The sequence below is a fragment of the Herbaspirillum sp. WTB6 genome, from assembly GCF_057457785.1.
This window is the reverse complement of record NZ_CP176522.1, coordinates 2,124,834-2,147,819: the sequence shown is the minus strand read 5'-3', so window position 1 is coordinate 2,147,819 and position 22,986 is coordinate 2,124,834. Positions and strand designations below refer to the sequence as shown.

General features: G+C 62.5%; 24 protein-coding genes. 12 read left to right on the top strand and 12 right to left on the bottom strand.

All coding sequences use genetic code 11. The annotated features are described in order from the left end of the window. Positions 1–2: 2 nt before the first annotated feature. Together ACK2VC_RS09990 and ACK2VC_RS09985 are read right to left on the bottom strand one after the other, a co-directional pair. Entirely contained in the window at positions 3–878 is an 876-nt protein-coding gene (locus ACK2VC_RS09990) for a branched-chain amino acid ABC transporter permease (protein WP_486730194.1), read from the bottom strand. A gap of 47 nt (positions 879–925) precedes the next feature. After that, the gene (locus ACK2VC_RS09985; RefSeq protein ID WP_486730193.1) at positions 926–2,029 is read right to left on the bottom strand and encodes an ABC transporter substrate-binding protein; all 1,104 of its coding nucleotides are present in this window, start codon (positions 2,027–2,029) and stop codon (positions 926–928) included. A gap of 227 nt (positions 2,030–2,256) precedes the next feature. On the opposite strand from ACK2VC_RS09985, the gene ACK2VC_RS09980 reads away from it, so the two are divergent. The 3 genes from ACK2VC_RS09980 (at position 2,257) to ACK2VC_RS09970 (ending at position 5,702) form a co-directional block, all read left to right on the top strand. Next, positions 2,257–3,039, top strand: coding sequence for an IclR family transcriptional regulator (locus ACK2VC_RS09980; RefSeq protein WP_486730192.1), 783 nt, complete (start codon positions 2,257–2,259; stop codon positions 3,037–3,039). Positions 3,040–3,410: 371 nt separating this feature from the next. After that, on the top strand, positions 3,411–4,337 hold the full coding sequence (locus ACK2VC_RS09975; RefSeq protein ID WP_486730191.1) for a pirin family protein: 927 nt from the start codon (positions 3,411–3,413) through the stop codon (positions 4,335–4,337). A gap of 186 nt (positions 4,338–4,523) precedes the next feature. Beyond that, on the top strand, positions 4,524–5,702 hold the full coding sequence (locus tag ACK2VC_RS09970) for a porin (RefSeq protein ID WP_486730190.1): 1,179 nt from the start codon (positions 4,524–4,526) through the stop codon (positions 5,700–5,702). Positions 5,703–5,756: 54 nt separating this feature from the next. Here the strand turns inward: ACK2VC_RS09970 and ACK2VC_RS09965 are convergent, their stop codons facing one another. From ACK2VC_RS09965 to ACK2VC_RS09955, 3 genes are all read right to left on the bottom strand, one after another. Then, positions 5,757–6,182 (bottom strand): DUF1810 domain-containing protein, encoded by a 426-nt coding sequence (locus ACK2VC_RS09965; RefSeq protein ID WP_486730189.1) that lies wholly within the window; start codon positions 6,180–6,182, stop codon positions 5,757–5,759. A gap of 29 nt (positions 6,183–6,211) precedes the next feature. Next, the gene (arfB, locus tag ACK2VC_RS09960) at positions 6,212–6,601 is read right to left on the bottom strand and encodes an alternative ribosome rescue aminoacyl-tRNA hydrolase ArfB (protein WP_486733215.1); all 390 of its coding nucleotides are present in this window, start codon (positions 6,599–6,601) and stop codon (positions 6,212–6,214) included. A gap of 114 nt (positions 6,602–6,715) precedes the next feature. Then, positions 6,716–7,276 carry a hemerythrin domain-containing protein gene (locus ACK2VC_RS09955; RefSeq protein ID WP_486730188.1) on the bottom strand — a complete coding sequence of 187 codons (561 nt, stop codon included), beginning with the start codon at positions 7,274–7,276 and terminating at the stop codon, positions 6,716–6,718. Positions 7,277–7,544: 268 nt separating this feature from the next. On the opposite strand from ACK2VC_RS09955, the gene ACK2VC_RS09950 reads away from it, so the two are divergent. The 3 genes from ACK2VC_RS09950 (at position 7,545) to ACK2VC_RS09940 (ending at position 8,524) form a co-directional block, all read left to right on the top strand. After that, the gene (locus ACK2VC_RS09950) at positions 7,545–7,799 is read left to right on the top strand and encodes a hypothetical protein (protein ID WP_486730187.1); all 255 of its coding nucleotides are present in this window, start codon (positions 7,545–7,547) and stop codon (positions 7,797–7,799) included. A gap of 37 nt (positions 7,800–7,836) precedes the next feature. Beyond that, entirely contained in the window at positions 7,837–8,094 is a 258-nt protein-coding gene (locus ACK2VC_RS09945) for a hypothetical protein (protein ID WP_486730186.1), read from the top strand. A gap of 85 nt (positions 8,095–8,179) precedes the next feature. Next, entirely contained in the window at positions 8,180–8,524 is a 345-nt protein-coding gene (locus ACK2VC_RS09940; protein ID WP_486730185.1) for a zinc ribbon domain-containing protein YjdM, read from the top strand. A gap of 151 nt (positions 8,525–8,675) precedes the next feature. On the opposite strand, the gene fabB is transcribed toward ACK2VC_RS09940, so the two are convergent. The 5 genes from fabB to dnaA form a co-directional block, all read right to left on the bottom strand. Beyond that, positions 8,676–9,884, bottom strand: a complete 1,209-nt coding sequence (fabB, locus tag ACK2VC_RS09935; protein WP_486733214.1) for a beta-ketoacyl-ACP synthase I — start codon at positions 9,882–9,884, stop codon at positions 8,676–8,678. Positions 9,885–9,886: 2 nt separating this feature from the next. Further along, positions 9,887–10,402 carry a 3-hydroxyacyl-[acyl-carrier-protein] dehydratase FabA gene (fabA, locus tag ACK2VC_RS09930; RefSeq protein ID WP_486730184.1) on the bottom strand — a complete coding sequence of 172 codons (516 nt, stop codon included), beginning with the start codon at positions 10,400–10,402 and terminating at the stop codon, positions 9,887–9,889. Between the two features lie 146 nt (positions 10,403–10,548). Continuing rightward, a complete protein-coding gene (gene gyrB, locus ACK2VC_RS09925; protein ID WP_486730183.1) occupies positions 10,549–13,047 on the bottom strand; it encodes a DNA topoisomerase (ATP-hydrolyzing) subunit B in 2,499 nt (832 codons plus the stop codon). Positions 13,048–13,170: 123 nt separating this feature from the next. After that, on the bottom strand, positions 13,171–14,277 hold the full coding sequence (gene dnaN, locus ACK2VC_RS09920) for a DNA polymerase III subunit beta (RefSeq protein WP_486730182.1): 1,107 nt from the start codon (positions 14,275–14,277) through the stop codon (positions 13,171–13,173). A 124-nt stretch (positions 14,278–14,401) separates the two neighbouring features. Next, a complete protein-coding gene (gene dnaA / locus ACK2VC_RS09915; RefSeq protein WP_486730181.1) occupies positions 14,402–15,787 on the bottom strand; it encodes a chromosomal replication initiator protein DnaA in 1,386 nt (461 codons plus the stop codon). 338 nt (positions 15,788–16,125) lie between these two features. Here dnaA and rpmH point away from each other — a divergent pair, with 338 nt between their 5' ends. From rpmH to mnmE, 5 genes are all read left to right on the top strand, one after another. Beyond that, positions 16,126–16,260, top strand: a complete 135-nt coding sequence (rpmH, locus tag ACK2VC_RS09910) for a 50S ribosomal protein L34 (protein WP_486730180.1) — start codon at positions 16,126–16,128, stop codon at positions 16,258–16,260. Positions 16,261–16,361: 101 nt separating this feature from the next. Beyond that, positions 16,362–16,670 (top strand): ribonuclease P protein component, encoded by a 309-nt coding sequence (locus ACK2VC_RS09905; protein ID WP_486730179.1) that lies wholly within the window; start codon positions 16,362–16,364, stop codon positions 16,668–16,670. Further along, a complete protein-coding gene (yidD, locus tag ACK2VC_RS09900) occupies positions 16,667–16,927 on the top strand; it encodes a membrane protein insertion efficiency factor YidD (RefSeq protein ID WP_486730178.1) in 261 nt (86 codons plus the stop codon). The genes ACK2VC_RS09905 and yidD overlap by 4 nt, the downstream gene beginning before the upstream one ends. A 21-nt stretch (positions 16,928–16,948) precedes the next feature. Next, entirely contained in the window at positions 16,949–18,613 is a 1,665-nt protein-coding gene (gene yidC / locus ACK2VC_RS09895; RefSeq protein ID WP_486730177.1) for a membrane protein insertase YidC, read from the top strand. An 81-nt stretch (positions 18,614–18,694) separates the two neighbouring features. After that, positions 18,695–20,101, top strand: a complete 1,407-nt coding sequence (mnmE, locus tag ACK2VC_RS09890) for a tRNA uridine-5-carboxymethylaminomethyl(34) synthesis GTPase MnmE (RefSeq protein ID WP_486730176.1) — start codon at positions 18,695–18,697, stop codon at positions 20,099–20,101. 350 nt (positions 20,102–20,451) lie between these two features. On the opposite strand, the gene ACK2VC_RS09885 is transcribed toward mnmE, so the two are convergent. Together ACK2VC_RS09885 and ACK2VC_RS09880 are read right to left on the bottom strand one after the other, a co-directional pair. Then, the gene (locus ACK2VC_RS09885) at positions 20,452–21,360 is read right to left on the bottom strand and encodes a CAP domain-containing protein (protein WP_486730175.1); all 909 of its coding nucleotides are present in this window, start codon (positions 21,358–21,360) and stop codon (positions 20,452–20,454) included. A 206-nt stretch (positions 21,361–21,566) separates the two neighbouring features. Then, entirely contained in the window at positions 21,567–21,878 is a 312-nt protein-coding gene (locus ACK2VC_RS09880; RefSeq protein ID WP_486730174.1) for a metal-sensitive transcriptional regulator, read from the bottom strand. A gap of 312 nt (positions 21,879–22,190) precedes the next feature. Between ACK2VC_RS09880 and ACK2VC_RS09875 the strand changes: the two genes are divergently transcribed. Next, the gene (locus ACK2VC_RS09875) at positions 22,191–22,985 is read left to right on the top strand and encodes a substrate-binding periplasmic protein (RefSeq protein WP_486730173.1); all 795 of its coding nucleotides are present in this window, start codon (positions 22,191–22,193) and stop codon (positions 22,983–22,985) included. Position 22,986: the final 1 nt, after the last annotated feature.

Here is a 22,986-nt window from a genome sequence, read left to right as displayed (position 1 = left end):
TCTCATCCCCTTTCGCTGATGCGTTCGCCAAAGATGCCCTGCGGGCGCACGAGCAGGAACAGGATCATGAACCCGAACGAGAGCAGGTCCTTGTAGGTCGAGGATATGTAAGAGGCGCCAAGGATTTCGACCAGGCCGACCAGCAGGCCGCCCGCGATCGCGCCGGGAACGCTGCCGAAGCCGCCGATGATCGTTGCGGCGAACGCCTTCAGCGCAATCGGGTCGCCCATATTGACGTCGGCAAACCACATCGGCGTCACCAGCAATCCGGCGAACGAAGAAAACACCGCCGCCAAGAACCAGGAAAAGGCGAGCCACAAGGTGACCGGCAACCCCATCATGCGCGCCGCTTCGACGTCCTGCGCAATGGCGCGCATCGCGCGGCCGGCACCGGTACGGTATAGCAATAGATAAAGCAGTGCGATCAACACCAGCGTGATCGCGATCGTCGCCAGCGCATGGATCGTCACCACGCTCGACCCGATCGACACGTTGCCGTCGCTGAACGGCGATGGGATGCGCAGCGGCCACGGCCCCCAGATCAGCAGCGCAGCGTTTTGCATCACGATGCCGGCAGCGACCGTGCCGATGATGATGGAAACGATCGGCCGCTTCTGCAGCGGCACGTGAACTGCGAGGTAGAAGACAATGCCGAACAGCCCCATTGCTGCGACCGCCAACGGAAACGCGGCCATGGCCGGTAGTTGCAGGTTCACGATCGTCAGCACGCCGAAGAAGGCGCCCAGCATCACAAACTGTCCGGCGGCGAAATTCACCACGCTGGTGGCCGAATAGACGATGACGAAACCGAGCGCGGCCAGTGCATAGACGCTGCCGAGCGCAACGCCGTTGACCACCAGTTGAAGTAGTGCATCCAATGTCTTTCTCCCTGCCGGCAGCCGCTGGCGCGGCTGCCGTTGGCTTCTTATTTAACCGTGATCGACTCGAGATATTCCACGTCCTTGCTGCCGGCACGGAACTTCACGACTGCGACGTCATGGACGCCGTTGCGGTTTTCATCGAAGCTGTAGACGTGAGACACCCCTTGATAGCCCTTGACCTTCAGCAGGTAGGCCTGGAGTGCAGCAGCATCGGTGCCGACGGCATTCATTGCCTGCGCCATCAGCATCGCGCCGTCGTAGTAAGCGGCGCCGTACGGGTCGGCGTCGGTGCCGAATTTGGCCTTGTAGCGGTCGAGGAAATCCTTGCCGCGCGGCGTGCCAGGCAAGTGTGCGTCGATCACCCCCCAGACATTTTCCAGATCCGACGGTGACAGCAACTGCATCGCCGCCGGCACGAATGCGGCGGATGAGGCGACCACCGGCTGCTTCAGGCCGAGCGTCTTGATCTGGCGCAGCAGCAGTGCGCCATCCTGCGGATAGACGAACGCGAGAATGACGTCCGCGCCCTTGTTTTTCAGGTTGAGAAGCTGGGCCGACATGTCCTTGTCGTTCTGGCCATACGATTCACTGCCGACCGTCTTTACGCCCTGCTCTTCCAGAAACTTCTCGGCCGCCTTGGCGCCGCCCTGGCCGAAGTCGTTCTGGATATAGATCAGGCCGGGTTTCGAGCCCTTCAGCTTGTCCTTGACGTAGCGCGCCATCGCTACCGCGGCCGTACTATCCTGCGGGCGGATACGGAACATCCATGGATTCTTCAAATCGGCAACCGCGTCCGCGCCGCCCGCATACATCACGGGTATGGCCGCTTTCGTGACCTCGGGCGCGACGGCGATGTTTTGCGTGCTATAGCTGGTCAGGAAGACAAACGGCGGCTTGCGTTCCTGGACCACCTTGATGAAGGCATTGATGCTGGTGCCATTTGACGCCTGCGCGTCCTCGAAGGCGAACGAAATTTTCGCGCCTTTAACCCCTCCCGCCTTGTTGATGTCTTCCTCTGCCAACTTGAGAGAATTGAAATACTGCTTGCCGGTCAGCGACAGCGGGCCGGTCAACGGCACGGTCGCGCCGACATGGATTGCCTGCTGGGCAGACACTGCGGCGCACGCGGTAACCAGCAACGAACCCATGACCACTTTAATCAGGCCGGCTCGTAAATTTAAAAAATGGCTTTTCATCTACATTTCCTCCATTGGGGGTTAAATTGATGTTCCGAAAATCGGAATTATGTTTTGATTTATGGTACAGTGTAGGTTTCCAATTTTTGAGTGTCAAGCACATTTTTTCCAATAAGCTGTCTCTGGTGTAGATTCGCGTGCTGGAAATCAGCCCCTAATGTGAAGTGAAGTGAACCCCGATGTCTGAAAAAGAAAAATTGCCACCGCTGGAACGGTATATCCGCATTCTCGAATTGCTGTCCGCGTTCCCGAATGGTTTGTCGCTCACCGATGTCGCGACGATGGTCGAGCTACCCAAAGCCAGCGTTCACCGATTGCTTAAGACGATGCAGGATTTGGAGTTGATTGAACCAGCAAGAATAGGGACGCTCAGCTACGTCACAGGAAGCCGTATGCGAAAGCTCGCGTATATGAGCGCAGACACCGAATGGATCGAGGCGGTCGTGCGACCCTACCTACACGATTTGACGGCCGATACGGGCGAGACCAGCTATATCGCCAAGATGGAAGGGATCACCGTCCGGTCGATCGCGATGGAGGCTCCGGATACGCCGTGGCGCGGTTTCGTCGTGCCTGGTCGTGAGATGCATCCGCACGCCGCCGCATCCGCCAAGGCGATCCTTGCCTTCCAGGATGCTGCCACCATCGAGCGGGCACTGAGCCAGCCGCTCGAACAACTCACCTCGCGCACGAATACCTCGGAAGCATTGGTCAAGAAGGAATATGAAACGATACGGAAGACCGGCTTCGCGACCTGTATCGGCGAGATTGACGAAGGCCTGGTTGCCATCGCGGTGCCAATCTTCGTCCGTGGCCCCGAAGTCATCTTCAGCCTCGGCCTCACCGGGCCGATTAACCGCATTGCCGCCCACGAAATGGAAAATCTGGCGGCAACGATGAAGGGCTATGCAAAGCGCATTGCGACCGGACTCTCGGTCGGACTTTCAAAGCGGACGAAGTAATTCCAGCCAAGCGGCAACCATTCCAGGCTTGGCCCGGATGAATGGCACAGAAATGGGCAACTTCAGATTCTTGCCCTGGTCCACCAAGCCGTAGGAGCGCGCCCACGAATTAGACTAGTGCTGTGCAATGGCAGTCAAAACCGGTGCCCTAGCCCCAGCGCGTTCAACGACTGAAGAGATGTCCTCAGATCGTCGAGGCGAAGCGGAACAGGAGTATATTGTCTGAATTTCCATTCCATAACGGAAATGGATGCTCTACTCTTGGAGTATGTAAACGAACGGGGATCCAGCGGCATTTACGGCAAGCGCCCGCGCCTGACCTTCGCGCTGCCGTCGATTCACCCGGCGCCCCGAACCAACCAAGGACAAGCATGACGGCCAACTTGGCGCCGGAGAGTGCGCTGGAACTGGTGGTGGTGCCGCGCACGCACAATCTGGGCGATGGCTTCGAGGTGCGGCGTGCGTTGCCGTCGCGCCAGCGGCGCATGGTCGGGCCGTTCGCGTTTCTCGACCAGATGGGGCCGCACCGGTTCGCCGCCGGCCAGGGGCTGGACGTGCGTCCGCATCCGCACATCGGCCTGGCCACGGTCACCTATCTGTTTGCCGGCGAGATCCTGCACCGCGACAGTCTGGGCAGCGTGCAGGCGATCCGCCTCGGCGACGTCAACTGGATGACGGCGGGGCACGGCATCACCCATTCCGAGCGCACCGCGCCCGAATTGCGGCAACAGCCATTGCCGCTTGCCGGCCTGCAATGCTGGGTGGCGCTGCCGCGCGCGCAGGAAGAATGCGCGCCGGCCTTCCACCACACCGGGGGCGCCGAGCTGCCGCTGGAAGAAGGCGAAGGCGTGACCGCGCGCATCATCGCCGGCAGCCTGTTCGGCCGCAGCTCGCCGGTGCCGACGCAGTCGCCGTTGTTCTACGCCGACGTCCAGTTGCAGCCGGGCGCGCGCCTGGAACTGCCGGCCGAATACCCGGAGCGCGCGATCTACGTGGTCGAAGGCGCGCTGGACCTGGGCGCCGACGGCCAGTTCGAGGCCGGCCGGCTGCTGGTCTTGAAACCGGGCCAGTACGTGACGCTGGCCGGCGCCGGAGCAACCGCAGCGCGGTTCATGCTGCTGGGCGGCGAACCGATGGACGGGCCGCGCTACCTCTCCTGGAATTTCGTTTCCAGCTCGGCCGAGCGGATCGAACAGGCGCGGCAGGATTGGCGCGCGCAGCGCTTTCCCGAGATCCCCGGCGAAACCGAATTCATCCCTCTACCCGACACTCCCGGCAAGCCGGTGCGTTACCCGTAAACCAGCACACTTGCGGCAAATCAAATCCGCCATCGGCAAACGGCCGCAAATTAAAGCGTAGTCCAACATGGACAGCATGCAGGGCGGCAAGCTGCGCAGAAAAGGAAGCCATTCGACGAGCTAGCCGATGCCCGGCATGCAGCCACTCCGCCAAGTGTTGGCGGCACCGACTGAAAGGGATTCGACATGCCTCTGAAACACAGGGTGTTGCTGGCGGCAGTGGCGGTCATGAGTGCCGGTGCATGGGGCGAAGCGGCGGCGCAGACCGGCCTGGCTATCTACGGCACGCTCGATCTGGCGCTGGTGTATACCAGCAATCAAGGCGGAGCCTCCAACACCTACATGCGCAGCGGCAATCTTGCTGCCAGCAAACTCGGATTCAAGGGCAACGAAGACCTGGGCGGCGATACGCAGGCGCTGTTCGTACTGGAGAACGGTTTCGAGGCCGACACCGGCGCCATGAGTTCTTCCAACACCCTGTTCAACCGCCAAGCTTATGTCGGCCTGGCCAATGCCCGCTACGGCACGCTGACCGCCGGCCGCCAGTACACGCCGTACTACCTGTTCGTCGGCCCGCTCGGCCCCACCGCCGTGCTGACCGGCGCCACCGGCGCCCATCCGGGCGACATCGACGGGCTGGACACCACGATCCGGGTCAGCAATTCCTTGAGCTATACCTCGCCGCTGTGGTCGGGCGCGCAGATCGGCGTGCTGGTTGGCCTGGGCGAAACCCCCGGCCACCTGTCAAGCGGCAGTTCGCTCAGCGCGGCCTTCAAGTACGACTACAACGCCTGGAACTTCGCGCTCGGCTATCTGAAATTGAAGAACGGCAATGCCGCCGGCATTTTCGACCCGACCGCGTCCGGCAGCTTCGGCGCCTCGCCGCTCAACCGCGGCTACCTGTCGGCCGACTCGGTGCAATACCTCGCCGCCGTTGCGCGCTACACGATGGGCAAGCTGGCGCTCGGGGTCAACGCCAGCAATGTCGCCTATCGGCCCAAGGGCAGTTCGCTGTTCGCCGACACCGCGGTCTTCAATACCGCCGGCCTGGTCGCCACCTACCAGCTCTATCCAGCCCTGTTCGTCAGCGCCGGCTACAGCTACACCCGCGAAAACGCGGCCAACGGCATCGCCGACCCGGCGCGCTATCAGCAACTGTCGCTGGAACAAACCTACTCGCTCTCCAAGCGCACCGCGTTCTACCTGCTGGAAGCGTATCAGGTCGCCCGCGGCAGGACGCTGGGCGTGACCGGCATCGGCAATCCGGTCGATGCGGTGGCGGTCGTCGGGGATTCGCAAAACGGCAGCCCTTCCAACAACGGCAACCAGGGCGTGCTGATGATCGGCGTCCGCCATTCCTTCTGAGTGGGGCCACAGCATGAATCGCTACGGCCAGGCGGCGCCAGCCGGACCGACGTTTCACGGCCGCAGTTGAGCCAGCGTCAAGGGATCGGGCTCGCCGCCGAAATATTTCTCCAGGCATTCGAGGAACACAGCGTTATCGGCGCCGGCCTGGGCGAACAAGCTCATCGACGAGCGGAACTTCAGGTCGTCGGGATAGCCGAAGATTTCCTCGATCGAAGCCGCATTCGCCGCCGCCACCAGCCGGCTGCATTCGCGCAGCCGGGGTCCGAGCAGCGGGTGCGCCAGATAAGCCCTGGCCTCGTCCAGCGAAGAGATCGCGAAGCGGCGCGCCATCGGGCTCGAGCCCAACCCCCGGATCTGCGGAAAGATGAACCACATCCAGTGACTGCGTTTCTTGCCGGCGCGCAGTTCTTCGCAGGCGGCATCGAATACGCTGCGCTGCGCATCGACGAAGCGTTGCAGATCATAGCGGTCGTTCATGTCGGGCTCTCCGCTGATGGCTGGCGCACTCAGTCCGATACTTTCCCGCGCATCGCCTTGATCTGGCCGCGCAGGCTTTTGCTGTCGAGGCGCTTGTGCTGCGAACTGCGGGTCGGCCTGGTGGGCCGCCGCACGCGCGGCAGGACGGCGACGCTGGCCACCATTTCCTGCAACCTTGCCAGCGCCTCGGCTCGGTTCTTTTCCTGGCTACGGTGCGCCTGCGCCTTGATCACCACCAGGCCGTCCCGCGTAATGCGCTGGTCGTGCAGCCGCAGCAGGCGCTCCTGCAGCAGCGCCGGCAGCGAGGAGGCGCGTATGTCAAAGCGCAAGTGGACTGCGCTGGACACCTTGTTGACGTTCTGGCCGCCGGCGCCCTGGGCGCGAATCGCGCTGAATTCGACTTCGCTTTCGGCAATGATCGGGACGTGAATGATATGAGTCCTTGCTGGCGAACAATCTGGAGCACCGGCCTTGGCGCGGCCTCCATGCTGGTTCCCATTGTAGGCGACGCCGGCGCCGGCACTGCCGGCCAGTCAGCGGTCGCCGCTGTCGCAGCCACAGCCGGCAGCCTGCGCGATCCGCAGATGCAAGGCGTGGTAAGCGTGCTCGGAGTCGTCGTCGAAATCCAGGCAATGGATCATCGAATCGACCATGAACCAATCTTCCTGCCGCAAACGCGCCAGCAGCGGATAGAGCTCGCGCTCTTCGCCTTCGATGTCCCGGCGCAAGCGGGCAACATAGGCGCGCGCCTGGCTCTCCACGGCCTGCCGCGGCAGCATCGCGCCATGCATGACAGCCCGCAAGTCGGCCACCAACCGAACCCCGGCAGCGGCCATCTCGGCATGCTGGCGGTTGAGCGCGGCAGCGACGGCGGTCACCGTCGGCTGGCGGCGGGCCAGCCGCTGGAAGGCCAGGTCTTCCCTGGCATGGTGAAAGCGGTCGGCGTAGCGCGTCATGTAATGCATGACGTCCAGCATCAAGTCATAGTCCGGCCGTTCGCCGCCCTGAAACAACTCGAACTGCGCTTCCAGCAGTTCCAGCAGGCGGACAAAGTTGGCGTGCTCGCGCTGCCATTCCTTCACGTGTTGCGACATGATGCTTCCCCCTCGGTGGAATCCTCGGACGTTGCCGCTTGCCAGGCCGCAACGCGCCAAAAGCCATGGGTACAGAGTAGCCGCCCCGAGCCGCACCGCGGAATGACTTCGGTCATGTCGATGACAGTCGCGCTCCCGTATGCTGGTGGCGTAATCGGCGGCATTCGTCACGGCGCGCTGCGCCGTTAGCCCGGACCGGCATGCCACAAGCCTCCGGCCGCCGGAATGCCGCCGCCCATGTGGCCCGCGACCAGCGATGGAGGGTTTCATGCACAAGCTGATTTTTGCGCTGCACGACCTGCGCAGCCGATTCGCGCCACACCAGGCGGCGCGCTGGCCGGAGGCAGCGCCGGCCAAGCCGGCGGCGGTTTTCTGCGCGACATCCTCGGTGCCGATATTCGCAACAGCACCGGCCCCGCCGCCGCTGCCGAAGCGGCGCCGCGACGTGGCGACACTGCGCGCCGACTCCCGCGGCAATACCACGCTGGAGCTGATCACGCGCTGGCTGCGCAAGCAGCCGTGACGGCGCCAGGCGCCGCTGCCGCTGCGAGTGGGCGGCAATGAGCACGGCCAGCGCCGAACAATACCCGTGCGAGTGGCAGCGCATTACGCTGGTGTGCGAGCGCGACGGGCTGGAACGCGGCCTCGATTTTTGCGCGCAGAGCGCGCGCATCTACCGCAGCGTCCTGCTGAGCACCGCGCGCCGCGGCCACCAGCATCCGCACTTCGCAACATTGCCGGCCTACCGCGCCGGATTCATCGGCAGCTACCTGGATTTCAAGCGCTTCTTGCGCGCGCACCGGCGCAGCGTGGCCTGAAGCCGCACAACACGTCGTCGCCAGCGGCGCCGGCGCGGTTATACTCTCGGCCCCTGTCAACACTGCATTTGCACCCGGAGAAATCATGCCGACACTGCCACCCTGCCCTCAATGCGGCATGGAAAACACTTACCCTGACGGCGGCAACACGGTGTGCGCCGACTGCGGCCACGAATGGCCGACCTCGCCAGCCGCGCGCGCCGCGGACGACGCCGACGCGGTCATCGTCAAGGATGCCAACGGCAACCTGCTGAGCGACGGCGACGCGGTGGTGCTGATCAAGGACTTGAAAGTGAAGGGTTCATCCATCACGCTGAAACAGGGCACCCGGGTCAAGAGCATCCGCCTGGTCGGCGGCGACCATGAAGTTGATTGCAAGATGGAGGGCGGCAGCTTCATGCTGAAGGCCTGCTACCTGCGCAAAGCCTGAGGAAAGGCTGGCGCGCAGGCTTATACTCCCTTGGCAGACCGCCGATACCACTCATTAAATGGCAGCTTTAACAACATACTACCCATAACAATCGCACGGCAAGGCGGTTGCTGGTTCCCGCCGTTGCCGGCGGGAACCCGGGAGCGCAAGGCTAGACCCGCGCGAACACCAGGCTGCCGTTGGTGCCGCCAAAGCCGAAGCTGTTGGACATGATGGTATCGACGCGCTGCTCGCGGCTTTCGCGCAGAATCGGGAAACCTTCGGCGCCCGGATCGAGCTTGGAAATATTCGCCGAGCCGGCCAGGAAACCGTCCTTCAGCATCAACAGGCAATAGATCGCCTCGTGCACGCTGGCCGCACCGAGCGAATGGCCGGACAGCGCCTTGGTCGAGGATAGCGGCGGGCAGGCGTCGCCAAACACCGCGCGCACCGCTTGCAGCTCGATCAAATCGCCGACCGGGGTCGAGGTGCCATGCGTGTTCAGGTAGTCGATCGGCTGCTTGATGCCGGCCAGCGCCATCTGCATGCAGCGCACCGCGCCTTCGCCGGAGGGCGCCACCATGTCGGCGCCGTCGGAGGTGACGCCATAACCGATCAGCTCGGCGTGGATGCGGGCGCCGCGCGCCTTGGCGTGCTCGTACTCTTCCAGCACCAGCATGCCGCCGCCGCCGGCGATCACGAAGCCGTCGCGCTCGGCGTCATACGGGCGCGAGGCTTTTTGCGGCTGGTCGTTCGAGCCGGTGGAGAGCGCGCCCATGGCGTCGAACTGCGAGCTCATGCCCCAGTGCACTTCCTCGCCGCCGCCGGCGAACATGATGTCTTGCGCGCCGTGCCGGATCATGTCGGCGGCGGCGCCGATGCAATGCGCCGAGGTGGCGCAGGCAGCCGAAATCGAATAGCTGACGCCGTGAATCGGATAGGCGGTGGCCAGCGTGGCCGAGACGGTCGAACCCATGGTGCGCGGCACCATGTAGGGGCCGACGCGGCGGATGCCGCGCTGGCGCAGCAGGTCGGCGGCTTCGATCTGCCATTGCGGCGAACCGCCGCCGGAGCCGGCGATGACGCCGGTGCGCACATCGCTGACGGCGGCCGCGTCCAGGCCGGCATCGGCGATTGCATCGCGCATCGACAGGTAGGCGTAGGCGGCGGCATCGCCCATGAAGCGCTTCAGCTTGCGGTCGATCGCCGCTTCCAGGTCGATCTGCGGCACGCCGGCCACCTGGCTGCGCATGCCGAGCGCGGCATATTCGGGAACATGGCTAATACCCGGCTGCAGGTCGCGCAGCGATTGCGCGACACTGGCTTGGTCGTTTCCCAGGCACGACACAATGCCCATACCGGTGACAACAACTCGGCGCATCATTAAAACCCCACAGTTGATTTGAACAGGCCCACCCGCAAGTCCTTGGCCACGTAAATTTCACGATCGTCGACGAAGGTGCGGCCGTCGGCGATCACCAGTGCCAGCTTGCCGCGCATCACGCGCCGCACGTCGATCTGGTAGCGTACCTGCTTGGCGCTCGGCAGCACCTGGCCGCTGAATTTGACCTCGCCCACTCCAAGCGCACGGCCATGGCCGGGTTCGCCCAGCCACGGCAGGAAAAATCCGGCCAGTTGCCACATCGCATCCAGCCCGAGGCAGCCCGGCATCACCGGATCGCCCTCGAAGTGGCAGGCGAAAAACCACAACTCGGGATGGATGTCGAATTCGGCCCGGATCAAACCCTTGCCATACTCGCCGCCTTCAGCCGTGATTTCGGTAATGCGATCGAACATCAGCATCGGCGGCATCGGCAGTTGCGCATTGCCGGGGCCGAACATGTCGCCACGGGCGCAGGCGAGCAACTGCTCGCGGTCAAGTGAAGAAGGTCGTGTCATCTATTTTCCTGGCTTTTGAAGAAAGAGTCTATCGGTGCAGTCTTGGAATTCTGATTGACGCGGATCAATGCCGGGCGACGGCAGCGCCGCCTGGCACATCCGCCGCGCACAAAGCACCGCTGCGGTGAGAACGGAAGCGAACTCGCTTAAACGTCGATGTTGCCGGCACGCAGCGCGTTGGTTTCGATAAATGCGCGACGCGGTTCAACATCGTCGCCCATCAGCGTGGTGAAAATCTGGTCGGCGGCGATGGCATCGGCGATCTGCACCTTCAGCAGCCGGCGCACGCTCGGATCCATCGTGGTTTCCCACAACTGGTCGGGATTCATTTCGCCCAGCCCTTTGTAGCGCTGCTTGGAAACACCGCGTTCGGCTTCGGCGCGCAGCCAGTTGACCGCCTGATGGAAATCGGCGATCGCCGCTTCCTTGGCCTTGTCACCCTGGCCGCGCCGCACCAGCGCGCCGGCGCCGATCAGGCCGCGGAACACCGCCGCCGCATGCGAGAGCACCTGGTAATCGGGGCCGGCGACAAAATCGGCATCGATCACGGAAATCCGCACGTTGCCATGCACCCGGCGCGCGATGCGCAGCGCATGCGTGCCGCTCGCCGGATCGGCTTGTACCTCGATCGTGACGTTGGCATCGTCGATGGTGGCGGCCAGCGCCTGCGCCGCCTGCTGCGCTTCGGCGTCGGAGCCGAGCGCCAGCGTGACGCCGGTCATGATGGCCGACAAGGCGGCATCGTCGATCACGCGCGCCAGGCGCAGGATGATGGCGTTGGCGGTATTGTATTGGCGCACCAGTTCGGCCAGCGCCGCGCCGGCAATTGGCGCCGCCCCCGCCGCCGGCACCAGCTCGGCATCGTTGAGGGCGATCTGCAGCATGTACTGCGCCTCTTCCAGATCGTCCTTCAGGTAGCGCTCGTCCTTGCCGTGCTTGACCTTGTACAGCGGCGGCTGCGCGATGTAGATGTGGCCGCGCTCGACCAGTTCCGGCATCTGCCGGTAGAACAGGGTCAACAGCAGGGTGCGGATGTGGGCGCCGTCGACGTCGGCGTCGGTCATGATGATGATGCGGTGGTAGCGCAGCTTGTCGGCGTTGAATTCGTCCGGGCCGATCGAGGTGCCGAGGGTGGCGATCAGGGTCGTGATCTGTTCCGACGACAGCATCTTTTCAAAGCGCGCCTTTTCCACGTTCAGCACCTTGCCGCGCAGCGGCAGGATGGCCTGGAATTTGCGGTCGCGGCCCTGCTTGGCGGAGCCGCCGGCGGAATCGCCCTCGACGATGTACAGCTCGCACAGCGCCGGATCGCGCTCCTGGCAATCGGCCAGCTTGGACGACAGCCCGAGGCCGTCCATCACGCCCTTGCGCCGCGTCAGCTCGCGCGCCTTGCGCGCGGCTTCACGGGCGCGGGCGGCTTCAACGATCTTGCCGCAGATGATCTTGGCATCGTTCGGCTTTTCCATCAGGTAGTCGGTCAGCGTCTTGGCGACGATTTCCTCGACCGGGCCGCGCACTTCGGAAGACACCAGCTTGTCCTTGGTCTGCGAGCTGAACTTCGGCTCCGGCACCTTGACCGACAGCACGCAGGTCAGGCCCTCGCGCATGTCGTCGCCGCTGACCTCGACCTTGGCCTTCTTGGCGAAGTCATGCTCGTCGATGTACTTGTTGATGACGCGCGTCATCGCCGCGCGCAGGCCGGTCAGGTGGGTGCCGCCATCGCGCTGCGGGATGTTGTTGGTGAAGCACAGCACCTGTTCGTTATAGGCGTCGTTCCATTGCATCGAGACGTCCACGCTGATGTTGGTATCGTGTTCCGACATCCGTTCGCCGGTGGCCTGGAAGATGGTCGGATGCAGCACGCTCTTGTTCTTGTTGATGTATTCGACGAAGCCGCGGGTGCCGCCCTCGAAGGCGAAATTTTCTTCCTTGCCGCTGCGCTGGTCGACCAGCTTGATGTGCACGCCGTTATTCAGGAACGACAGTTCGCGCAGGCGCTTGGCCAGGATGTCGTACTGGAAGTCGATGTGCTCGAAAATCTCTTCGTCCGGCCAGAAATGGACTTCGGTGCCGTGCCGGTCGGTGTCGCCGGTGACCAGGATCGGCGAGACTTCAACGCCGTCGAGGACTTGCAATTGCCGGTTCTGCGGAATGCCGCGCGCAAATTCCATGTAGTACGCCTTGCCATCGCGCCGGATCACCAGCTTCAAGAGCTTCGACAGACCGTTGACGCAGGAGACGCCGACGCCGTGCAGGCCGCCCGAGACCTTGTACGAGTTCTGGTCGAACTTGCCGCCGGCATGCAGTTCGGTCATGACGATTTCTGCGGCGCTGCGCTTCGGTTCATGCTTGTCGTCCCACTTGATGCCGGTCGGGATGCCGCGACCGTTATCGGTCACCGACACTGAATTGTCGGCGTGGATCGTGACGCCGATTTCGGTGCAGTGGCCGGCCAGCGATTCGTCGATCGAGTTGTCCAGCACTTCGAACACCAGATGATGCAGTCCGGTGCCGTCCGAGGTGTCGCCGATGTACATGCCGGGACGCTTGCGCACCGCTTCCAGGCCCTCCAGGATCTGGATCGAGGACGCGCCGTACAGGTTCGCTTGCGGCTGGTGGGAGTGATCAGTGGGAATTGCGGACATTGGCTACTTTCAAAAAACGATTACCGGACGACCAAACAGGTTCATGACGAGGCGGATAAGGCACCCCTAAGCGCGGCAAAGGGGCGCTACGGCCCCTCCGGCGAACGGCGCTGCCAGAGCGCGTCAAATGCGCATCGGCATCACCACATACTTGAAGTCGGCGTTGTCTGGCACCGAGATCAACGCCGAAGAGTTGGCGTCGCCGAGCGCGACGTTGACGCTGTCGCTCTTCAGGTTGTTCAGGACGTCGAGCAGGTAGGTGACGTTGAAACCAATATCGATCTCGTCGCCGCCATAGTCGATTTCGATTTCCTCGACCGCTTCTTCCTGCTCGGCGTTGGTGGAGCTGATCTTCATGCTGCCCGGAGCGACGATGCAGCGCACGCCCTTGAACTTGTCGGAAGTCATGATGGCGGCGCGTTGCAGCGAGCGCAGCAAGGTCTCGCGGCCGATCTTGAAGTTGTTCTTGTAGCCCTTGGGCACGACCCGCGTGTAGTCGGGGAACTTGCCTTCCACCAGCTTCGATACCAATTCGATATCGGCAAAATTCAGCTTGACCTGGTTGTTGGCGATTTCCAGTTCGACCGGATCGTCGTTTTCTTCCAGCAGGCGCTGCAACTCGAGGATGGTCTTGCGCGGAATGATGACTTCCTGGCGCGCGAATTCCTGCTCGGTGACAACCTGGCAAAAGGCCAGCCGATGGCCGTCGGTGGCAACCGCGATCACGTTCCTGCCATCCACCACCAGCAGCAGGCCGTTCAGGTAATAGCGGATGTCCTGCTGCGCCATGGCGAAATGCACCATATTGAACAAATGCTTCAGAGTTTTTTGCGGCAACACTACCTTGGCGTTGAAATGCTCGGCCAGCGCCACCGTCGGGAATTCTTCTGCCGCCAGTGTCTGCAAGGCGAAACGCGACTTGCCGGACTGCACCGTCAAGCGCTTGTTGGCCAGCGTCAGCGACACTTCGCCGGACTCCGGCAGCGCGCGCAGGATATCCAGCAATTTGCGGGCGGCCACCGTGGTTGCGGCCACTTCGCCGCCGCTGCCAACCTGGGCGTGAGTCGTGATCTGCACTTCGATATCGGTCGCCAGGAACGACACCGCCTCGCCTTCCTTGCGAATGAGGATATTGGCCAGAATCGGCAGCGTATGCCGACGCTCGACAATACCACTCACGATTTGCAGCGGCCGCAGCAGAGTGTCCCGGTGGGTTTTAACCAATTGCATAGTCATATCCTCGTAGTGATGATTGGCTCTAGTGTCGCCCAAAAGTGTTGCGGAAAACCGTTATTGTACAAACCCCGTCTCCCTCTCCCACCAGACAGTTATCCACAGGCGGACGGGCAGCGACTCAGCCCTTCAAGGTTTGTTCCAGCACATGCAGCTCATGATTGCACTCGGGACTCTTGGCACGGTCCGCCGTAATCTTGCGTACCGCATGCAAGACGGTGGTGTGGTCGCGCCCACCAAACAGATCGCCGATTTCCGGCAAGCTCTTCTGCGTCAATTCCTTCGCCAGGTACATCGCGATCTGGCGCGGCCGCGCGATATTCGCCGGCCGTTTCTTCGAATACATGTCGGCCACCTTGATGTTGAAAAAATCGGCGACCGTCTTCTGGATGTTTTCTACCGAAATCTGCCGGTTCTGTACCGACAGCAAGTCTTTCAGCGCGTCTTTCACGACGTCGATCGTGATGTCGCGGCCGTGGAAACGCGAATAGGCGAGGATCTTGCGCAGCGCCCCTTCCAGTTCGCGCACGTTGGAACGCAGGTGCTTGGCGACGAAGAAAGCGACGTCGTCCGGCAGCGCCACCCCCTCCTGGGTTGCTTTCTTCAGCAGAATCGCAACCCGCATTTCCAATTCGGGCGGCTCGATGGCCACCGTCAGGCCGGAATCGAAACGCGAAATCAGGCGATCGTCCATCCCGGTAATTTCCTTCGGGTAGGTATCGCTGGTAATGATGATTTGTTTCTTGGCCGCAATCAGCGCCTCGAACGCATAAAAGAATTCTTCCTGGGTGCGGCTCTTGCCGCCGAAGAACTGGATATCGTCGATCAGCAGCAGATCGAGCGAGTGATAATAGCGCTTGAAGTCGTCGAAACCCTTGCGCTGGTAAGCGGTCACTACGTCACGCACGTACTGCTCTGCATGGATGTAGCGAATCTTGGAAGACGGGTTGTCGACCAGCACCTGGTTGCCGATGGCGTGGATCAAGTGCGTCTTGCCGAGGCCGACGCCGCCATACAAGAACAGCGGGTTGTAGGAACTGCCGGGATTGTTCGCCACCTGGATCGCCGCCGCGCGCGCCAATTGGTTGGCTTTGCCGGTCACGAAACTCTCGAACGTCAGCGCGCTGTTGATGCGGGTTTGCTCATGGCGCGGCGCCGGGTCGATCGGCGCCGGTACCATCTGTACATGATTCGGCACGGTATCCGTCGGCGAGCCATTGACCGCAGCCCCGTTCACCGCTACCGGTGCCGTCCTTCTGGCACCCAGTTTCGGGTCCAGCACGAACTGCACTTCGATCGGCGCATCCCAGTATTGGGCCGCGAGGGTGCTGATCCGGCTCGCGAACTGGGTCTTGACCCAATCCAGCTTGAAGCGGTTGGGTGCAGCAATCCGCAACTTGCCATCCTCGTAATCGAGCGGAGCAAGCGGCTTGATCCATGCGCTGAATTGTTGGGGGGTCAATTCCTGTTCCAGTTGCGCGGAACAGGCTTGCCAGAAATTATCCATGAATTGCCGTAATGAAAGGATGTGAGGGGATGCTCGGGCCGGCTGCGAGCCGTTTTTACTGCTGGTAAGCGCGCCACACATTCAAGCTATTTTACCCTCCCGGGCCCAAGTTATCCACAGGCATGCCGCTTATTTCCCGGTTGGTGGCACTTTGCCAATCCCCGCCAAGCATCAGCAAGTCATTGACAAACAAGCAGAAAGTACTGTCTAATTCAGGGTTCACCATCCGTTCCACGCGCGCAATACGGGCGCCGTGCCGGCGGCGCCCCGAACCACCAAGGTGTCAGGCGATATGCGCGCTGCCCCAATTTAATTTCTGCACATTAGCGAGATCAACCATGAAACGTACCTACCAGCCTTCCGTCGTACGGCGCAAACGCACCCACGGCTTTCGTGCCCGCATGGCAACCGCCGGTGGCCGCGCCGTGCTCAACGCGCGCCGCGCCAAAGGCCGCAAGCGCCTCGCGGTCTGAGGCGGAGCTACCCTGCTGTTGGCGTGACTGACGGCCTTTCGCACGCCTACCCCCGCGCTCGGCGTATCGTTAAAACGGATGACTTTTCATCCGTTTTTCGTTTGCGCCCGGTTCGAAAAACGGCGCATTTCGTCCTTTATGCCCGCCCCAATTCCTTGCCCCAGGCGCGCCTGGGGGTGGTGGCAGCCAAGCGGCTGGCGCCGCGTGCCGTGACCCGCAACGCGATCAAGCGGGCGGCGCGCGAATGGTTCCGCCAGACGCCGCTGCCAGCTTGCGACTACATCGTGCGCCTGGCGCAAGCGCTCAACCGCAAGGCCGACGCCGCGATCAGCGCCCGGCTGAAAGCGCAGTTGCACGCGGAATTGAAGCAGTTGTTCGAATCACAGCGCCAGCCCGGAGAGGGAGTATGAAAAAGCTGTTCCTGCTGCTATTGCGCGGATACAAGCTGGGCATCAGCCCGTTCCTGGGCCAGAACTGCCGCTTTTATCCGAGCTGCTCGGACTACGCCGCCGAGGCCATCCGCGAATATGGCGCCGTCAAAGGCAGCGCGCTGGCCGCGCGGCGGCTGTGCAAGTGCCATCCGTGGCATCCGGGCGGATTCGACCCGGTGCCAAGCCGCACTCCCGATCCATCTTCTGCAAGCCATCACGGTTGCGGTCATTCCTGAATTTTCCTGAGAAACACCAATATGGATATCAAACGTACCGTGCTGTGGGTCGTGTTTTCCCTGTCGATACTGATCCTGTGGGACAACTGGATGCGGCACAACGGCAAGCCGTCGATGTTTTTCCCGACTGCCTCGCAACAGGCTGCGCCGGCGCCGGGCACCGGCAATGAAACCAAGCGTGGCGAATTGCCGCAAGCCAGCAACCCCGCTCAGGCCAGCGCCGGCAGCGCGGCCGGCGAGGTTGCCGGCGGCCCGGCCGCGGCGCACGGCGAAACCATCACCATCACCACCGACGTGATGAAAGCCGATATCGACACCATCGGCGGCGAATTGAAACGCCTGGAATTGCTGCAGCACAAGGACACGCTCGATCCGAGCAAGAACCTGGTGCTGTTCGACGACAGCCAGAAACTCACCTATCTGGGCGAATCGGGCCTGATCGGCGGTCCGTTCCCGAACCATAAATCGCTTTTCGTCGCCCAGCCCGGGGTGCGCACGCTGGATGGCTCCAATCAGGTGCAATTGGTGCTGGTGTCCGAGCAGGACGGCGTCAAGCTGACCAAGACCTATACCTTCAGCCGCGGCGACTACACAATCGACCTGAAGCACACCGTCACCAACGGCAGCGGCGCGCCGATCGCACCCTCGCTCTACCTGCAACTGGTGCATGACGGCAACAAGCCGCCCGGCGATTCGATGTTCTACAGCACCTTCATCGGCCCGGCGATCTATACCGATGCCGACAAGTACCAGAAAATGACTTTCGACAAGATCAAGGAAGGCAAGGCGGATCACGCGCGCCAGGCCGACAATGGCTGGATTGCGATGGTGCAGCACTACTTCGTTTCGGCGCTGATTCCACAAGACAAGGCACCGCGCGAAATCTTCACGAAGACGGTCGCGCCCAACCTGTATGCGGTCGGCACCATCCAGCCGCTGGGAACGATCGCGCCGGGCGCCAGCACTACGGTCGACACCCACCTGTATTCCGGACCGCAGATTTCCTCGGTGCTGGAAAAACTCGCACCGGGGCTGGAACTGGTCAAGGATTATGGCTGGCTGACGATCGTCGCCAAGCCGATTTTCAGCCTGATGACCTATATTCACAAGGTGCTCGGCAACTGGGGCTGGACCATCATCGTGCTGACGGTGCTGATCAAGCTGGTGTTCTTCCCGCTCTCGGCCGCCAGCTATCGCAGCATGGCCAAGATGAAGCAAGTGACGCCGAAGATGCAGGCAATCCGCGAGCGCCACAAGGGCGATCCGGCCAAGATGAACCAGGAAATGATGCAGCTCTACAAGACCGAGAAGATCAATCCGCTTGGCGGCTGCCTGCCGATCGTGGTCCAGATCCCGGTCTTCATCGCGCTTTACTGGGTGCTGCTGGCCTCGGTCGAAATCCGCAACGCACCCTGGCTGGGCTGGATCCACGACCTGGCGTCGCCCGATCCGTTCTACATCCTGCCGGTCGTGATGGCGGTCTCGATGTTCATCCAGACCAAGCTCAATCCGACGCCGCCGGATCCGATCCAGGCCAAGGTGATGCTGTTCATGCCGATCGTATTCTCGGTCATGTTCTTCTTCTTCCCGGCCGGGCTGGTGCTGTACTGGGTAGTCAACAACATCCTGTCGATCGCCCAGCAGTGGGTCATCACCAAGAAGATGGAAGCTGGCACCATCAAGTAAGCTCCAGCCGATATCGCGCAAAGCCTGTGGTTTAATCTCCACAGGCTTTTTCATTTTCCCCCTGCCCCTTAGAATTCAGGCATGAACCTCGACTCTTCCCCCATCGCCGCCATCGCCACCGCGCCCGGACGCGGCGGCATCGGCGTCGTACGCCTGTCCGGCAAGAACCTGACACCGGTGATCGCGGCGCTGTTCGGCGCCGCCGCCAACCTGGCCCCGCGTCACGCCACCTACCTGCCGTTCACTGACGCCAAGGGCGAAGTCATCGACCAGGGCTTGGCGCTGTATTTCCAGGCGCCGCATTCCTATACCGGCGAAGACGTGCTGGAACTGCACGGCCACGGCGGTCCGGTGGTGCTGCAAATGCTGCTGGCGCGCTGTCTCGAGGCCGGCGCCGGGATCGGCCTGCGGCTGGCCGAGCCGGGCGAATTCACGCGGCGCGCCTTCATGAACGACAAGCTCGATCTGGCGCAGGCGGAAGCGGTGGCCGATCTGATCGAAGCCTCGACCGAAGCCGCGGCGCGTTCAGCCTCGCGTTCGCTGTCCGGGGCCTTTTCCAAGACCATCCACGAACTGGTGGAAAAAGTGACCCACCTGCGCATGCTGGTCGAAGCCACGCTCGATTTCCCGGAAGAGGAGATCGATTTCCTGGAAAAATCCGATGCCCGCGGTCAACTGGCCGAGATCCGCACGACGCTGGATCAGATCTTCACGCAAGCCGCACAAGGCGCGTTGCTGCGCGAGGGCTTGAACGTAGTGCTGACCGGCCAACCGAACGTCGGCAAATCGTCGCTGTTGAATGCGCTGGCCGGCGCCGATGTCGCGATCGTGACGCCGATCGCCGGCACCACACGCGACAAGGTGATCGAAACCATCCAGGTCGACGGCTTGCCGCTGCGCATCATCGACACCGCCGGCATCCGCGATATCAGCAGCGACAGCGCGCAAGATAGCGACCAGGTGGAACGGATCGGCATCGAGCGCGCCTGGAACGAAGTCGAGCAAGCCGACGTCATCCTGCACCTGCTGGACGCCAATCGCGGCCCGACCCGCGCCGACGAAAAGATCGTCGAGCGCTTTCCGCCCGGCATCCCGGTACTACGCGTCTGGAACAAGATCGACCTGTCCGGCCACAAGCCGGCCGCCGACCGCATGCCGGACGCTACCCACATATACCTGTCGGCCACCGAACGGCGCGGCATCGACCTGCTGCGCGCCGAATTGCTGCGCATCGCCGGCTGGCAACAAACCGGCGAATCGCTGTACCTGGCGCGAGAACGCCACTTGATCGCGCTGCAGGCGGCGCGCGCACATCTCGACAGCGCCGCCGCGCATGCCAATGCCGAGCACAGCGTCAACGACCAGGCGCTCGACCTGTTCGCCGAAGACTTGCGGCTGGCGCAGGACCGTCTGGCCAGCATCACCGGCAAGTTCACGCCGGACGATTTGCTGGGGGTCATTTTTTCGCGCTTTTGCATTGGCAAATAGCGAAAGTCGGCAGAGCCGGCCCTCTGCCCATGCCCGCCTTGAGATTGATCGATATTGCGGCATCGCAAGCAAAGCCAATGCCGACGCCGCTTAAGCCGGTGCGCAAGGAAGATATGCACTGGCTTATCCACAAAATTTGTGGGTATTCATGCCAAAGCGCGCCCTTGAAAACGAATCACCGGGACACATATCGACTGTGTCTCCTCCGATTCATCCAGGAATTGGATTGTGCCCGCCGCCGCAAGGTGCGCGGGCTTTTTTTTGCCTGCTTGGCGGCAAGACGGGCAACACGCGCAAGCAGTCGCGAGGGAATGGCGGCAGAGTTGGTAGCGGTAAAACCCGCCACCGGGCTACTGGGTGGTAAATGACCAGGCGCGGCTGACTGCCTGGCCGCCGGCGCTGCCGCTGAATTGCACGTCGTAGGTGGTGCCCGGCTGCAGTACCGTCAGCGGTATGATGGCGGCCGCGCCCTCCGGAGTTTCGGTATCCGGCGCAGGGATCAGCAGCTTGACCGCCAGGGGCAGCCCGGCGCGCGGCCGGATGGTGAAGCTGTCGACCGTGAGCGGCGTCGCGATGCCGGCCTGGACGCTGACCGGATAGCCGACCGCATTGGCGTCGGCAACCGGGTCCGGGGTTTCGTTATCGCTGAAAAAAACCGTCGGCACCTGTTGCTGGCCGGGTGTCGGATAGACCGCCACTGTGCCCGGCGCCAGTGCCGGACCGAAGCCGTCAGCGGCCAAATCCACCGTGACATACGTGTAGCCGTCCGGCACCGCGGCGGAGCCGACGCCGATCTCCTTGAAGCGCGGCTCGAGCACGATGAAACGGTGATAGATCGCGACCAGCAAGGCGTCGGCCACGCTGGCGCCGGCCGGGTTGCCGGTCGCCACCAGCACTTCGCCGTAGGCCGAGGTGGGTTGGGTAAAACGGTAGCCGGCAGCGTCCAGCCGATTGGTCAGCGTGGCACCGGTAAAGCCGGGGCTGCCGGGCTGCTGCACATGCATGATGACGTTATTTAGCCGCTGGTAATCGGAATGTCCTTGCGCGGCCAGGTCCAGCAAGCCGTTGCGCACCAGCGCAGGCAAGCCCGCTTGCTGGCGCCGCAGATTGATGGCGTTGAAGGTATCGGCGGCCGTGACACTGGCGGCCGGCAGCGCGGCTTGCCGGCCGTTGTCGCCGCCCCCACCGCCGCAGGCAGCCAGCAACAGCAACAACAGCAGGGCAATCGTCCGCGCGAGCGGATGCAAGGAATGGGGCATGGCGAGCGTCCAACAGGAAGGAGAGCCCGTTAGACGATGGCGCCGGGAGTTTAGTTGCGCACAAGACAAGCCGGCTTGAGCCAACTCCAGGCGGGGTCAATCCCCGCGCCCAGTCCTGCATGGGTATATCTTGCACATCGCCATTTCATGCACGAAATAACAGGTCGATACCAGCAGTATGTGATATCGACCGGAACCCGAAAGGCTCAGGCGAACTTGGCCAGCATCTCCGCCAGGTGTTTGGCACGCTCAGCAGCGTCTTCGGTGCTGGCGGCGCCGCTGGTATGGGTGACGATGGCGCCGGTCAAGAGCGTCACGAAGGCGCGATCCAGCGCCTTGCGGGCTGCCGCCAGTTGTTGCGCCACGCCATCGCAGTCGGCCGGTACCGCAGCCTGCGCCACCAGTTTCTGCACGCCGCGCAATTGGCCTTCGACCCGTGCCAGACGATTCAGCAGGTCTTTCTTTTGTTCGCCGTTCAAGGCCGTGCCTTCGACGACTTTCAGCGGAGCATCGTACAAGATATACCTCCTTCGCAAGTAAAACAGGGTGGTTTACTACAATACTATACAGGGTATATTATCACCAACAAAGCCGGATGCAAGGAAAATCTGCAGCACTCACCTCACGCTCTGCCCGGGGCGCAGGCTTGGCGCCGAGTCGCGTCGGGCAGGCAAGCTGCCGGCGCTATCGCTGCCGGAATAAATCGGGCGGCCGATCAGCGGATCTTTATTCAATGCAACGCATGCACAATTCGGGTATATATTTCAGGTTCGGTGCGGGGCAGCAGTTGAGCCGCCGGCTCTACCGCCGCTATTTGCAAAGGAAGGACGATGCGCCTTGGATGCCGCTTGCCGCTGGTCTGGTTTCTTCTTGGTGCCGCCGTCACGGCCAGCGCGGCCGGCACCGATGGCCCCGACTGTTCGCGCCGCCTGACACTGGCGCTGCATGACCACGGCTTGCTGTATTCTGCGCAAACCGATACCGGTATCGATCGCGATTTTGCCGACGCACTGACCGCCCGCAGCGGCTGCCAGATCGCCGTCAGCGTCATGCCGCGCGACCGCATCTGGCAACTGATCGAATCCGGCGCGCTCGATTTCAGCCTGTCCGGCATCGCCACCGAGGAGCGCAGGCGCTTCGCCGGTTTCGCCTGGTATTTTGCCAACAAGTACTATCTGCTGGCGCGGCGCGACGCCGGCGTCGGCAGCGTTGCCGATTTCGTCCGGGACGGCAAACTCAAGCTGGGCGCCATCCGCAGCTTTCGCTACAGCAGAAATGCGGATTGGATGCTGCATCGCCTGGATGCCGACCAGCGGGTCGAATACGCCTCCCGGCTCGAACCGCTGTATCAGATCCTGACCCTGAACCGGGTGCAGGGGATGATCATTGAACCGTTTGACTATCCGCAAATCGAGACCACCCCGATCCGCGCCATCACCACCATCATCGATACCGGCGACCCGGCGGTACCGCATGGGCTGATCATGTCCAACCGGGCGCTGTCGTCGTCGGAGCAACAAAAATGGCGCGCGCTGGTGAACGAGATGCGCGCCGACGGCACCGTGCACCGCATTTTCGGCAAGTACTTCGGCCCGGAACTGACGCGCGCCATGGTCGACTTCTGAC

Bases quoted from the DNA above. Each gene is read 5' to 3' on its own strand.
- ACK2VC_RS09985 (WP_486730193.1), bottom strand. From the start codon at position 2,029: ATGGGTTCGTTGCTGGTTACCGCGTGCGCCGCAGTGTCTGCCCAGCAG.
- ACK2VC_RS09980 (WP_486730192.1), top strand. From the start codon at position 2,257: ATGTCTGAAAAAGAAAAATTGCCACCGCTGGAACGGTATATCCGCATT.
- ACK2VC_RS09975 (WP_486730191.1), top strand. From the start codon at position 3,411: ATGACGGCCAACTTGGCGCCGGAGAGTGCGCTGGAACTGGTGGTGGTG.
- ACK2VC_RS09970 (WP_486730190.1), top strand. From the start codon at position 4,524: ATGCCTCTGAAACACAGGGTGTTGCTGGCGGCAGTGGCGGTCATGAGT.
- ACK2VC_RS09965 (WP_486730189.1), bottom strand. From the start codon at position 6,182: ATGAACGACCGCTATGATCTGCAACGCTTCGTCGATGCGCAGCGCAGC.
- ACK2VC_RS09955 (WP_486730188.1), bottom strand. From the start codon at position 7,276: ATGTCGCAACACGTGAAGGAATGGCAGCGCGAGCACGCCAACTTTGTC.
- ACK2VC_RS09950 (WP_486730187.1), top strand. From the start codon at position 7,545: ATGCACAAGCTGATTTTTGCGCTGCACGACCTGCGCAGCCGATTCGCG.
- ACK2VC_RS09945 (WP_486730186.1), top strand. From the start codon at position 7,837: ATGAGCACGGCCAGCGCCGAACAATACCCGTGCGAGTGGCAGCGCATT.
- ACK2VC_RS09940 (WP_486730185.1), top strand. From the start codon at position 8,180: ATGCCGACACTGCCACCCTGCCCTCAATGCGGCATGGAAAACACTTAC.
- fabB (WP_486733214.1), bottom strand. From the start codon at position 9,884: ATGCGCCGAGTTGTTGTCACCGGTATGGGCATTGTGTCGTGCCTGGGA.
- fabA (WP_486730184.1), bottom strand. From the start codon at position 10,402: ATGACACGACCTTCTTCACTTGACCGCGAGCAGTTGCTCGCCTGCGCC.
- gyrB (WP_486730183.1), bottom strand. From the start codon at position 13,047: ATGTCCGCAATTCCCACTGATCACTCCCACCAGCCGCAAGCGAACCTG.
- dnaN (WP_486730182.1), bottom strand. From the start codon at position 14,277: ATGCAATTGGTTAAAACCCACCGGGACACTCTGCTGCGGCCGCTGCAA.
- dnaA (WP_486730181.1), bottom strand. From the start codon at position 15,787: ATGGATAATTTCTGGCAAGCCTGTTCCGCGCAACTGGAACAGGAATTG.
- rpmH (WP_486730180.1), top strand. From the start codon at position 16,126: ATGAAACGTACCTACCAGCCTTCCGTCGTACGGCGCAAACGCACCCAC.
- yidD (WP_486730178.1), top strand. From the start codon at position 16,667: ATGAAAAAGCTGTTCCTGCTGCTATTGCGCGGATACAAGCTGGGCATC.
- yidC (WP_486730177.1), top strand. From the start codon at position 16,949: ATGGATATCAAACGTACCGTGCTGTGGGTCGTGTTTTCCCTGTCGATA.
- mnmE (WP_486730176.1), top strand. From the start codon at position 18,695: ATGAACCTCGACTCTTCCCCCATCGCCGCCATCGCCACCGCGCCCGGA.
- ACK2VC_RS09885 (WP_486730175.1), bottom strand. From the start codon at position 21,360: ATGCCCCATTCCTTGCATCCGCTCGCGCGGACGATTGCCCTGCTGTTG.
- ACK2VC_RS09875 (WP_486730173.1), top strand. From the start codon at position 22,191: ATGCGCCTTGGATGCCGCTTGCCGCTGGTCTGGTTTCTTCTTGGTGCC.